Raw genomic sequence first — 12,731 nt, forward strand, 5'->3', positions numbered from 1 at the left:
ATGAAGGAGGTTTTGTAATGAAACACAGTAACCAAATGACAGTCAGCAGCATCGATAAAAGACGCTGGATCGTTCTTGTTCTCCAGATGCAGGTGGGATCGGTAACGGCTTATGTATACAATCTGACGATTTACATAGGCCCGATGAATGAAAAGCTGGGCTGGGACCCAAGCGTGGTCATCCTTGTCTGGACCGTTATGATGGTAGTGGGGCTTCCGGGGTCCTTGATCGGCGGCAAACTCAATGCAAAATACGGAAGCAAATTCGCGCTCAAAGTCGGAGGCATCGCTTTCGGCGCCGCAGTGATCCTCAGCGCCTTTTCCACCTCGGCGATCATGTTTGTGATCACAGACAGCATCGCATGTCTGTGTATGTACGTGGTCTATGTATCCCAGCTGGCAAACGTAGGAGCTCTTTTCCCAGACAAAAGCGCTTTTGCCACCGGGCTCTTTATTGGCGCCACTTCTCTGGGCACCGCCCTGCTGGCTCCCTTTATCGAGTGGCTGACCAGAACCATGGATCTGATGCACGGGATCGCGCTTCAGGGAATCATCTATGGAGCAATCGTATTCATTTGCGGATTCCTGATCGTAGAAGCTCCGGAAGGCTATGTTCCGGCCAATATGGAAAAGAAACTGGATGAAGAGGAAAAATCCAAATATATCGATCGGCCTGATTATACAGTCGTACAGATCCTTAGGAAACCTTCTTTCTGGCTGCTGATTATAGGCGTTGTCGTAGGCACTGCATTTTGCAATGGCCTTTCCGCAAACTTGTCGCTGGTGGCGCAGAACGCGGTAGGAGTAGGGACGACCGCAGGAGCGCTTTTCTTCTCTGCCTGGCAGATTTCCTGCGGTGTTGGCGGCATCGTTGTCGGTTTTATGTCAGATAAGTGGTTTGGACCGGTCAAATCTTTTATGCTTTTGTGCATTGTCTGCGCAGCAGCGGCGCTGATCCTTGTGGCGGTTGGGGTTGATAAATACGCCTTATTCCTGATTATCATCATTATCCTGGGACTTGGCGCGGGTGCCATCCTCACATTGATCCCCGATACATCCATGCAGGTATTTGGCGAAAGGAATTTTGGATTTACTTACGGCATCCTGGTATTTGCAGGGGCAGGAGCTGCGTTGATCGGAACTCAGGTAACGACAAGATGCACGTCTGTCATGACCTTTACTTACGGCGCAATCCTTTGCCTTGCAGGTGCAGTGACCTTCTTCTTGATCACGATGCTGCTTAAAAAAGAAAGCAGGAAGGAAGAAGCTGTCAGGGTTGGTGCGGAAAAATGAGAAAAAAACTGCTTACAAATGGAAGGATATATACGGTAAAAGGAGATTCTTGGAACAAGAAGCCGCAAAAGAATATGCTGATCCGCGCAGACGGAAGAATCGAGCTTGTAGGCGAATTGCAAGCGCCAGTAACAGAGGATGTGGAAATCATCGATCTGCAGGGAAAGACGGTGCTGCCCGGGTTGATCGATTCCCATGTCCACGTTCCAGGCATGTCTCTGACAGAATTGTTGGAAGCGGATCTTTTTTCTTTAAAGAGCAGGGAAGAACTGAGGGAACGCATTGGCAGCTTCCTGAAAGAACATCCAAAGCAGGATACCCTTTATGGAACCGGGTTTGATATGAGCATCCAGGATGAAGAGGGGAATCCTCTCTGTGCAAAATGGATCGATGACCTGGCTGAAGATAAGATGATAATCCTGCAATCCGGTGATATGCACTCGATGCTGCTCAATACAAAAGCAATGGAAACGATCGGTCTTCTGAAAAAAGACTTTGTGTATGAAGGTCCGGGGCGTATTCATAAAGACGCAGCAGGCTGTCCCACCGGGCTTCTGACCGACACTTGGGATATCGATATTCCGAAGCATGTGTTTTCTAAGGAGGAAATAACAGAAGCTTTATTGGATTTCCAAAAGAAAATGCTGGCATGGGGCTACACGGGGATCATGGCCGCGGCGCCTTTTGCCAAGGGGCTGCCCATAGAGATCCTCCAATATCCAAAGGACAAACTGGGTATCCATATCAACGGCAGTATCTTGATCCGGCCGAAAGAGCGCAAATCACGGATGGAACAGCTTATTAAAGAGAGAGAAAAAACAAGCGCAAGTGAACTGAAAATCTCAACGGCAAAATATATGATCGATGGCGTTATAGAAGGCAATACGGCATATCTGAAACATGCGTACTGTAACAGAGAGGGCTTTACCGGAACTCCCGTGTGGAAATACAGTGAACTGACAGAATCCTTTGAGGAAGCCATAAAGAACGGGTTTCAAATACATGCGCATGTGATTGGAGATGCGGCAGTTCAGATGACCTTGGATGCGATTATTGAGGCCCGGAAAGCTGCAGGCAATGCCGATCTGCGCCATGTTCTCACCCATTTGCAGCTTGTTGATGTAAGCGATTTCCACAAGTTCGGTGCCGCTGGTATCATTGCCGCGGTACAAACGTTCTGGCATTACAAAGAACCCGGATTTTATGAAAATATCGAAGTACCTGCCCTTGGCCGGCATCGGTCAGAGAACATGTACCCGCTCAGGAGCCTGAAAGAAAACGGTGCGGTTATTACAGCTTCAGGAGATTATCCGGTATCGCCGGACAATGATCCGCTCCTGGGGATCCAGATGGGAATCACGAGGAACGCCTGGAACATGGGAGTCGCGGATCCGGATGATACAGCTTATCTTTTGAGCAAAGAAGAGCGGCTGACTGTAAAAGATATGGTGGAAGCCTATACGATCAACGGCGCATATCAATTGTTCAGGGAAAAAGAGATCGGAAGCCTGGAAGCCGGAAAATTGGCTGACTACATAGTCCTGAGCGACGACCCTTTTGAAGTGGAGCCTATGAAGATATCAAGAATTAAAGTTATGGAAACCTGTTTGTCCGGTAAAACAGTATATAAAATCAGATGACTATGTTATAATTGATATAACAACAATATCAATTTAAAAGAGGTTTGTTATGCAGCGAAATAGAACAGAATTAAACGCAATCATATACAGGATCAATAAACTGCTGAAAATGCAGACACAGGATGCAGTAAGGAAATTCGGCATCACCACCGATCAATGGATCGTGCTTGGGCGGATTTACAACTCAGAAGAAAATATGAATCAAAAAATGCTTGCTGAGTCCTGTTTTAAAGAGAAGGCAGCGATCACGCGGATCCTGGATATCCTGGAAAAGCAGGGGCTGCTGGAAAGGCGGGATTCGCCTGCAGACCGAAGGGAATATCTGATCTATATCACCAAAAAAGGCAGAGAACTATATGAGCAGAGTCTTGTGGAAATTGAAAAACTGGAGGGGTATGTGAACGAAACCTTCAGCAAAGGAGAACTGAAAGAAATCATGACACTGCTCGCCAGGCTGGAAAAGGCTTTAATGACCTGGAATTAAACAGGACCTAAAAGTCCATCGCCGTCAGGAACGTTAAACGGCGGTTATATTTTGAATTTATAGTTGATATATCAACTGAAAGGAACATAAAATGGATAAAAATGCTTTTTATGAAACAAGCAGAATGCTGTGCTGTCAGGGTTATGGCAGGAGCATCGTGGAAACCCTGCTCAGTTATACATCGTCCCCCATCGGATTCAGACTGGGAGGCACGGAGGCAGAACATAAAACATCAAAGTTCATTGCAGACGAATTGAAAGAGGCAGGGCTGAAGAATATCAAGCTGGAAGAGATTCCGGTAGATGCATTTGAATTAAAAGGAGCCAGGATCCGGATCGACGGATCCCCCGGCTCAGATGGAAAAAGGATACCAAAACGGCTTCTGACAGCATCCCAGTTTGCAGGTTTTCAGGGAACGGCTGGAGAGATCAGGGCGCAGGCTGTTTATGTAGGCAGAGGATTTAAAGATGATTATGAGGCGATCAGCAAAGAACCTGATTTTTTCAAAGACAAAATCGTGGTGCTGGATGGCAGTTTTGATACTGTGTGGGTCGGCTGGCAATCTGCAGAGGCCACTGTGCGCGGCGCCGTGGCCGCAATCTATACCACATGTCCGGAAAACAAGGAAGGGACATATTTAACTTATGCACCGGATATGTTAATCGGAGCGGACGGGGAAAATAATTTTGAAGATATTCCTGCGGTATTTATCAGCCGGCAGGATGGTGCCTGGCTCAAAGACCAGCTGAAAGATTCGCCGGAAACGAGCATTGCTTTGGAAAGTAAAGTACAGGTGACGTTAGCAAAAGAAGGCGGTATCGGATACAATGTCATTGCAGAAATTCCTGGGAAAAGAAGTGATAAAGTCATTCTTCTGGCTGCTCACCAGGATGCACATTTAAAAAGTGCGGCAGATGATACCGGAGCAGCAGCAACTGTAATGACAATCGCCAAGGCAATGATAATGTCCGGATATGAACCGGAGGCTACGATCAGGCTCCTGTTTACGTCTTCAGAAGAATACGGCAAGATCAATACTGTGTACGATTGGCAGCATGGTGCAGTTGAAGCCATGATAGCCCATCCGGAGTGGAGGGACGAAACGGTAATCGTCCTCAATTATGAGGTGATGCCGGAAAAAGGCGCAGTGACTATGTTCCGAGGAGTGCCTGAAGTAATGACACTTGTAGAAAAATGTGCGGAAGGAATGAAGGGTGAACATTACCCTGCTGCTGTTCAAACTCTGGAAATGCTCATTTCGATTGCAGATGAGTGGACCTTTTGCGCGCATGGAATCCCTTGCCTTTCTGTGACTTCTATGCGGGAGGATTATCTGGGCCGATACCATACGAATTACGACTGCGTAGAAAATCTTGATTATAAAGCCATGGGTCAGATCGCCAACGCCAGCTTCGATCTCATAACTGCCTTTGATGAGGGGCTGATTGATTTCAGTCTGGAAAGAAGAGTTGCAGATTTTGATGCCTGGTACAGCGACCCGGCGACTTCCTCACTGGAAAAGGAAGTTCAAATGGGCATGTCGAAAGAGGAATTTGAAAAAATCGATGTGGAGCCTTTGCTTGTGGAGAAAGTCGATCAGGCTTTAACAGCATGGACCGCTTCTGTTGAAAAATTCAATACCGCTAAAGGGGATATGGCAAACATAACAGAAGCAAACCACAAGTTGATTCAGTATAACAAGCATGTTCTGAGCAGCTGCATCGCATCGAGCGTGGGACAAAATACCATCTATCCCTATATGCAGACCCAATCAGATGCCGCAGCTCTCAAAATGGCAATTGAGGAACTTGACAAAGACAGGCCGGAGAAGGAAACCGTTTTGGCTGCCCTCGATAAAGTCAATCTGGATCTCTTTGGATGGGTGCCGCTTACAAAGTTTATCAACTGGTTCAGTCTTGAAACGTGCAGAAGGATGTTTGAGCTTTACAAACCCATGGAAGGAACCTGGGGGTATTACGGCAAACTCTCGCCTATGCCGGATATCTATGAAGAATATATCGAGGTGAGAGATTCACAATCGCCGGATTACAAAAAAATCAAAGCAGCGATGATCGAGCATTATCAGTTTCTTACAAAAGAACTCGCCCTTAGATTGGATAAAACAGCAGAAGATATGAAGAAAGCAGCAAAGCTGCTGGATGATATTAGATAGAGGTGAAATTTTGGATATTAGAAAAAACGCCAGAGGATGGGCCATCGTAGCAGTGTCATTTTTGATCCTGATGTTCATATTCGCGACCTGTATAAGCTGCATGGGGGTGTATGTAAAGCCTGTATCCGAGGATTTGGGAATCCCCAGAACTTCCTTTACACTTACCATTACCATACAAGCTTTTGCCATGATGCTTTCCTCTATGCTGGCAGGAAAGATGCTGGAAACGTATAATATGAAACGTTTGATGATGGCTGGAACAACAGCAAGCGCCGTATGTATGTTTATCTTTTCGGTTGCTCCTTCCATTACATACTTTTATCTGGCTGGCATACTTATGGGAGTATCGGTTGCCTTTACATGCAACATTCCCATTTCAATCCTTATAAAAAACTGGTTTGATGAAAAAAAAGAAGGCTTTGCCTTGGGGATTGCATTTGTGGGCAGCGGCGCCGGGGCAATGGTTTTAAATCCGCTGTATACGTTCATAATTAACAGTTACGGATGGAGAGCCTCTTATTTTACAGCAGGAGCTTTTATGCTGGTGGTACTTATCCCCTTGATCGGGTTCATTGTTGTAAAAAGTCCGGAAGAATTAAAATATACAAATGGTACTAAAACATTCACATCGGAAGAGAATCCTGCAAAGCAAATCAGAGAGGATGATTTTACCCTGTCAGACGCCTTAAAACAACCTCAGACCTGGGCCGTATATATCGGGTACACAATTCTAACCTTGTCCAGTATGGCCTTACTGAATCATGGTATTCCTTTTATGACCGATTATGGAATGCCGTCGTCTGTTGCGGCAGCAGTGATTTCGATCAGTTCCGCTGCGTTGATTCTTGGAAAAGTCATTTCCGGCGCATTGTATGACAAGTATGGCGTACGCAGGGTTACCATATTTGAAATGATTGTCGTTACGTTATGTATTACTGGTTTTTGGATTAATGGAATGATCGACTCGATGGCAATGATTGTGTTATTTGTTATTTTATACGGAATTGGAATCCCGGTGGCAACGCTGTCTATGCCTTTGATCCTGCCGATTATGTATGGGAAATCTAATTTTGGCTCCATAATGGGAATGTTCAGTACAGCTTCCGGTTTGGGCGGGATGCTGCAGGTTATTATTAGCCTGATCTATGATTCCACCGGGAGCTATTACCCGGCATGGATTATTCTGAGCGTGCTGTGTCTGCTCAATGTGGTAATCTTCGCAGCTTTTGCAAAGTCGCTGAGAAAACATGCAATCTGACCCCGCGGGAATCCAGGCAGGGAGTTTTTTTTCAGGAACGAATGGAATAACTTGTCTGTGGCGCCACAAGACGAAGATTAAGAGTTTGGTTCAACAATTGAGGAAAACAACTCATTTGTTGAGTTAAAACACAGGCTTGTAGGCTGTCCAAATGGAAAACACCTCTTATATTAAAGCCTTTGTCAGGAATTGTAGCCTGTAGGCACTGGAAAAGTCTCAACAACAAGCAAAAAATAATACATTGTTGAACCAATTCTCTTATTCGACAATTTTCGACACCACTCTCGGCAGGGCTGTCCCAATTGCTCATTTTCATGGAAAGGTTAAAGCAGATAAAAGAAGCTTCGGAAGAAGGAAAATAAAGAACTTCTCAGACCGAGGTTGCCGGCCATACCCTTTAATGTATGGGCCGCGTCAAAAGCGGCTTGGTAGTCGCCGGCCTGTAATGCATGGTCCAGTTTATGTAGATTCTCATCCCGTGGCAGCATGGCGAGTATTCGTAAATACATCTGTTCATTGCCCATAAATCGGGACATTGTGGTTTCATAGTCCGCACCGTATTTCTTAAAGATTTCTTTCAGAACTGCCATTTTCTATTCCTCCTCCTTGCCCAAAATAAAATCGTAGAGGACCTGATACAGCCGCACCGGCTCAATGGGTTTGGTCAAATGCGCGTTCATACCGGCCGCCTTGCTCTTTTCCATGTCGTCGTCAAACGCGTTGGCGGTCATGGCGATAATGGGGATGGTTTTAGCGTCGGCATTGCTCATGTGGCGGATATTATTGGCTGTCGTCAGCCCATCCATCTGCGGCATCCGGATGTCCATCAAAATGGCGTCATAAAAGCCCGCCTCAGTTTTGCTGAACAGCTCAATTGCCCGCAGTCCGTTTTCCGCAGTATCCACGGTAATGCCTTTGCTCTCAAGCAGGGCCACAGCCACTTCGGTGTTGATGGCGTTATCTTCGACCAAAAGAATCCGGCACCCGGTAAAATCAAAGACCGCAGGCTTATTCCCTGCACTGATTTCCTCTTTTTCGCCCAGTGCCTTGGAGAAGGCGGAGATCAGGGAGGACTTGAACATGGGCTTGCTCATCAGCAGATTGACGCCCGCCAACGTGGCCTCGTGCTCGATGGAAGCCCAGTCGTAGGCCGTCATTATAATGATGGTGACCTCGGGCCCCACGATGGCCCGGATGCGCCGGGCAGTCTCGATGCCGTCGATATCCGGCATCTTCCAGTCAATGAGGATCATATCGTAATGTTTTCCTTTGTCCCACATCCACTGTACCCGTTCGATGGCCTTACGTCCGCTGTCCACCCATTCGGCGGTGATCCCCATCTCCTTGAGCGTGGCCATGGAGCTTTCGCATACCGCCAAGTCGTCGTCCACCACCAGAGTCTTCAGAGCAGAAAAATTGGGGAGCGCCTTTTTCCTGTTGTGGCGAGGCAGCTCATCCTCCGTGACGCCCAGCTGCACATCCACCGTGAACTCAGACCCAATGCCTTTTATGGAGCGTACTGTGATTTTGCCGCCCATCATATCGATGATGTTTTTCGAGATGGACAGGCCAAGACCAGTACCGCCGTACTTGGCGGTGGTACCGATGGATTCCTGGGAGAAGGGCTCAAACAGGTGAAGGAGAAAGCCGTCACTGATGCCTACGCCCGTATCGTTGACGATAAAGCGCAGCGTGGCGCCGTTCTTGCTCTTCCTGTGCAGCGCAGCCGAGAAGGTGACCTTGCCGCCCTTGCCAGTAAATTTAATGGCGTTGGACAGGATATTGAGCAGCACTTGCTGCAGTTTCATGGCGTCCCCAATATAAAAATCGTCCAGAGTGGGATCTACAATGCACTCGTATTCCATGCCCTTTGCCGCCGCCTGGCTGTAGCAAATGGCGTTGAGGCCGTTTATAAAGTCTTCTGTGGGGATTTTTTCATTTTTGAGCAGCATTTTTCCGCTCTCGATTCGGCTCATGTCCAGAATATCGTTGATGAGGGAGAGCAGGAATCGGGAGGAGATGCCAATCTTTGAGATGCACTCGGCCACTCGCTCGTCGTCTCCGACGGCTTGGGCGGCGATGGCGCTCATTCCGATGATAGCATTCATGGGAGTGCGGATCTCATGGCTCATACGGGAGAGGAAGTCCGTTTTCGCCGCGTTGGCCTGCTCCGCTGCGGCAAGGGCGGCAGCCAGCGCCTCCTTTTGCTGCTGTTCCTGCCGGACGATGTTCGTCACATCGGCTCGGGTCATGCACACCCGTCCCAGCTCCTCGCCGATATAGAAAACTTGGAATCGTTTGACCCGTCTTTGGCCGTCTTGCCGCAGCTCCAGCACGAAGGTGTAGGAGCTTTGCCGGGCAAGCTCCCGCCGCATGTACGCAGGGTCCAGCTTCTCCAAAAATTCCTGCTGCTCCGCCTCATCCATACAGTGGGCCGCCACCTTTCGGATTTCCTCCTGAAAGTCCCCTTCCAGTGGGACGGTGGGACTCCACTCACTGCCACAGACCACCAGACGGTAGGCGCCGCTTGCCAGATCGATCTCCGTAATGACGTCGTAATCCAGGCTGGAGACCCGCTCCAGCATCCGTTCCAGCATTCTCTGCTCCGTCACATCAAGGGTGTAGAAAAAGGCGATGACATCGCCGCTTTCCGGGTTGGTATGCAGGCGGAAGCTGGTGCTGCATAAAAAGACGCCGCCGTTCTTCTTTTTGCGGAGAAATTCAAAGTGGTAATCGGCTTTTCCATTGGAAAAATCGTTTAACACACAAGTCCGGTTAAGCACGGTGCGAATGTAATGACCATATTCAGGGTCCACGGCGGATTCAGCCAGCCGTTCCACGGCAGCCCCATAGGAATCCCCCCGCCGGAAGAGTGCCAGGCCTGTGGTGGCCTGGTAGCTCTCCACATAGTCTAGGGTGATGTTGAGCCGCCCTTGAATGCTCCCCTCCGCCGAGGCAGTCTGGGCAAAATAGGCCATCTCCTTCTCGTAGAGCTCCCTGACCCGCGCCTGTACCTGCTTTTCCTCTGTAATATCCACAAAGACGCCATAGAAATATTGATTTCCGTCGTCCTCTGTGAGCCGCTGGGCCTTTAGGGATATCCATTTGACGCTTCCGTCCCTGCAGATCAGCCGGTGCTCGTCCTGAATTGTACAGCCGCGATCCCGGTCCAGCTCCAGCCTAGCCTGCACAGAACCCAGATCCTCCGGGTGGACCACCTTTGACATCCGGTTTCCCAGAGCGGCAAATTCCTCTCTGGTATAACCCAGGAACTTGTAAAGGCCGTCGTTGGCGCTTACAACGGAAAATCCTTCGTCATACTGGCAGCGGAATACTGCGCCGGGGACGTTATTGTACAGGTGCATGACCTCTGCCTGGGCCATTTTCTGTGCGGTGATGTCAATGCACACCGATATAATGGCCGGCTTGCCGTTTTCCGCCGTGATTTGGCGCCCCATATCATGGACCCAGATGTAGGAGCCGTCCTGCTTCTTCATGCGGTATTCCACCACATATTGGCCGCCCCCGGTCATCTGACTGTCTACCTCGGCGTCCACCATGGCCCGGTCGTCCGGGTGCATGCAGTTTGTGACCAGCCCCCTGATGTCGGCGACAAAATCCGCCTCGTCCGCATAGCCAAGATGCTCCAACATTCGATTGTTGACGAAATAGAAGGGGAAGCCCTCTTCTATATACCCGCCCATCATGCCTCCGGGCAGGGAGTCGTTAAGCAGGTCCTGCCGCTGCTTGGCCATGTTTTCCATCACCAGGGTTTTAGGATAGTGCTCTTCGCCCCGTTGGCTGCTGCTGGGTTCGGAAAACCACAGGGTGCGCAGCCGCCAGGACTTTTGCCGCCGGACCAGAGTAAAGAATCCCCGCAGCCGCCAGCGATACTGGGTATTCTTGAGGATCATTCCCACGGACAGGTTGCGGATGTCCGCATCGATCTCCTGCTCCTGAAAGAGCGTAAGCTCCACCGTGAAGGGTTCAGGGATCTCCTGAATGTCCCGGGCCAGATAATCCCTCATTTCTTGGGGGCTGTGGGCGAACTCGTCCTCCCCGGTGCCCACAAAGCAGAACTCATCGCCTAAAAAGGGATAGACCTCCTCGGCGTTTCTCCGTTCGAACCAGGCGCTGCAAAAAGCCTGAAACGTCTCCCAGGCAGTCATCATTTTTTTCATCGATTTCATCCTTTCCAAGACCAACAATGGTCTTACTCGCGCCGGTCGCCTCCAGTACCTTGAAGCAGTCAGAAAAAGTCCTGCGCACCTGAGTACGGTATTCCTCGTTCTCGTCGGCCACCAAAAGAAGCCTGCCCATGTGGTCCACAGAGCTGACAGACCGGCTGCTTTCCACGTCTGCGGAAGGGGCCTGCGCTGTCAAGACCGAAACAAAATTCTCCACAGGCATGGGTTTGGCAAAATAATACCCCTGAGCGTAGTCGCATCCATTGTTTTGAAGTCTCTCCAGCTGTTCTCGAGTCTCCACACCCTCCGCCACTACGCTCAATTTCATCCAACGGGCCAGATCGACGATAAAGCGCAGGATGCCCAGGCCGGCAGGTTTTGTAATCTCCGTCTGGATAAACTTCATATCCAGTTTCAGCACGTCGATGGGCATTTCCGTGAGCATATTCAGCGAAGAGTAGCCGCTGCCAAAATCGTCCATCTCGATGACGAAGCCCAGTCTGCGCAGAGCGCCCAAGGTTTCGATCAGCTGTCGGGAAGTATCCGTGTACGCGCTTTCCGTTATCTCCAGGTGCAGACGGGAAGGAGAGAGGCCGTACCGCTGTATGAGCCTCGTGAGAAGGTCCACCAGGTCTGTGTTGTAAATATCCATCCGGGAGACGTTGACGGAAACGTTAACGCTGGGATAACCTTTCTCATCCCACGCCTGCATCAGGGCGCAGGCCCGCTCCCAGACATATTGGTCCAGCTTGGTGATAAAGCCGTTGCGTTCAAAGATGGGGATGAACTCCGCGGGCGACTGCAGGCCCCAGTCCGGATGATTCCAGCGCACCAGCGCCTCAGCTCCCGCCAGCCGGCCGTCCCGGATCTGGTACTTGGGCTGCAGGTAGACCTCGAACTGCCCCGTGGCCAGAGCCGTCTCCATGCCGTCCGTGATGGCCTGCCGGCGCAGCAGCGTGCCCCGCAGCTTGTCGTCGTAGAGGGCAAAGTGTTTGCCATACTTTCCCTTGATACTGTGCGCCGCCAGCAGCGCCCGGTCACACATCTGTTCTACGGAGATTTCCCGGTCCTCCACCGTGTAGATGCCGTATTTCATGGTCACATTTTGATCGCCAAAGCCGCTGTTGATCCTGCTGTCAGACTGGGTGAACATCTCGTCCGCATAGTCTTCACGGTGCTCCAGGAGGCAGGCAAACTGGTCTGCGTTCAGGCGGCCGCAGATTCCACGCTCTCCTAGCCGCTGGCCGCAGAGCTCCGCCACTTGCCGCAGTAGGCGGTCCCCGGCGGCTATGCCGAAGGTGTCGTTGATCAGTTTGAAGTCCTCAATGTCAGAACAGAGGATATCATATTTCACATCCGGGTTCCGAAACAAGATATCCCTGACCTGCTGGCAGAAATATTCCTTGCTGTACACCCCGGTGAGCCGGTCATACTGGATCTGGTGGATGAGGGCGGAGGTCTCCCGCAGGCGGATGATACCGGCTGCCCGGTGTAAAATGACCTGGGCGCGGTAGGGCTTGGTGATAAAGTCAGTGGCCCCGTGGGAAAGCGCCGCCCGGTTAATTTCATTGTCTTCAACCACTAATATTTTTCTCTCTAATAACATGATTCACACTCAATCCTTCAGGTTATCTACCTAATATATATACATAATATACATATTGCTCCGATTTCGGATGACATATATTTGTCATTTT

General features: G+C 49.8%; 8 protein-coding genes. 5 read left to right on the top strand and 3 right to left on the bottom strand.

Annotated elements, in window-relative coordinates; genetic code table 11:
• Positions 1 to 17: 17 nt before the first annotated feature.
• From NIA71_RS01785 to NIA71_RS01805, 5 genes are all read left to right on the top strand, one after another.
• Entirely contained in the window at positions 18 to 1,292 is a 1,275-nt protein-coding gene (locus NIA71_RS01785; RefSeq protein ID WP_253019564.1) for an MFS transporter, read from the top strand.
• Positions 1,289 to 2,932, top strand: coding sequence for an amidohydrolase (locus NIA71_RS01790; RefSeq protein WP_253019565.1), 1,644 nt, complete (start codon positions 1,289 to 1,291; stop codon positions 2,930 to 2,932). Before NIA71_RS01785 ends, NIA71_RS01790 begins: the two co-directional genes overlap by 4 nt.
• A gap of 49 nt (positions 2,933 to 2,981) precedes the next feature.
• Complete coding sequence (locus NIA71_RS01795) at positions 2,982 to 3,416, top strand: MarR family winged helix-turn-helix transcriptional regulator (protein ID WP_148394646.1); 435 nt, start codon at positions 2,982 to 2,984, stop codon at positions 3,414 to 3,416.
• Positions 3,417 to 3,507: 91 nt separating this feature from the next.
• Complete coding sequence (locus NIA71_RS01800) at positions 3,508 to 5,589, top strand: M28 family peptidase (RefSeq protein WP_253019566.1); 2,082 nt, start codon at positions 3,508 to 3,510, stop codon at positions 5,587 to 5,589.
• 10 nt (positions 5,590 to 5,599) lie between these two features.
• Positions 5,600 to 6,847, top strand: a complete 1,248-nt coding sequence (locus NIA71_RS01805; RefSeq protein ID WP_253019567.1) for an MFS transporter — start codon at positions 5,600 to 5,602, stop codon at positions 6,845 to 6,847.
• A gap of 323 nt (positions 6,848 to 7,170) precedes the next feature.
• Here the strand turns inward: NIA71_RS01805 and NIA71_RS01810 are convergent, their stop codons facing one another.
• From NIA71_RS01810 to NIA71_RS01820, 3 genes are read right to left on the bottom strand one after another with little or no spacing between them, the layout of a single operon-like run.
• Positions 7,171 to 7,437: an Hpt domain-containing protein gene (locus NIA71_RS01810; protein WP_148394652.1), complete on the bottom strand. Its 267-nt coding sequence runs from the start codon at positions 7,435 to 7,437 to the stop codon at positions 7,171 to 7,173.
• Positions 7,438 to 7,440: 3 nt separating this feature from the next.
• Positions 7,441 to 11,028 carry a response regulator gene (locus NIA71_RS01815; RefSeq protein WP_253019568.1) on the bottom strand — a complete coding sequence of 1,196 codons (3,588 nt, stop codon included), beginning with the start codon at positions 11,026 to 11,028 and terminating at the stop codon, positions 7,441 to 7,443.
• On the bottom strand, positions 10,928 to 12,640 hold the full coding sequence (locus NIA71_RS01820; protein ID WP_253019569.1) for a putative bifunctional diguanylate cyclase/phosphodiesterase: 1,713 nt from the start codon (positions 12,638 to 12,640) through the stop codon (positions 10,928 to 10,930). The genes NIA71_RS01815 and NIA71_RS01820 overlap by 101 nt, the downstream gene beginning before the upstream one ends.
• Positions 12,641 to 12,731 lie beyond the last annotated feature (91 nt).

It is taken from the genome of Ihubacter massiliensis, from assembly GCF_024125305.1.
GTDB lineage: Bacteria > Bacillota > Clostridia > Peptostreptococcales > Anaerovoracaceae > Hominibacterium > Hominibacterium faecale.

Coding starts and splice junctions, on each gene's coding strand:
- NIA71_RS01785 (WP_253019564.1), top strand. CDS start 18: ATGAAACACAGTAACCAAATGACAGTCAGCAGCATCGATAAAAGACGC.
- NIA71_RS01790 (WP_253019565.1), top strand. CDS start 1,289: ATGAGAAAAAAACTGCTTACAAATGGAAGGATATATACGGTAAAAGGA.
- NIA71_RS01795 (WP_148394646.1), top strand. CDS start 2,982: ATGCAGCGAAATAGAACAGAATTAAACGCAATCATATACAGGATCAAT.
- NIA71_RS01800 (WP_253019566.1), top strand. CDS start 3,508: ATGGATAAAAATGCTTTTTATGAAACAAGCAGAATGCTGTGCTGTCAG.
- NIA71_RS01810 (WP_148394652.1), bottom strand. CDS start 7,437: ATGGCAGTTCTGAAAGAAATCTTTAAGAAATACGGTGCGGACTATGAA.
- NIA71_RS01815 (WP_253019568.1), bottom strand. CDS start 11,028: ATGAAAAAAATGATGACTGCCTGGGAGACGTTTCAGGCTTTTTGCAGC.
- NIA71_RS01820 (WP_253019569.1), bottom strand. CDS start 12,640: ATGTTATTAGAGAGAAAAATATTAGTGGTTGAAGACAATGAAATTAAC.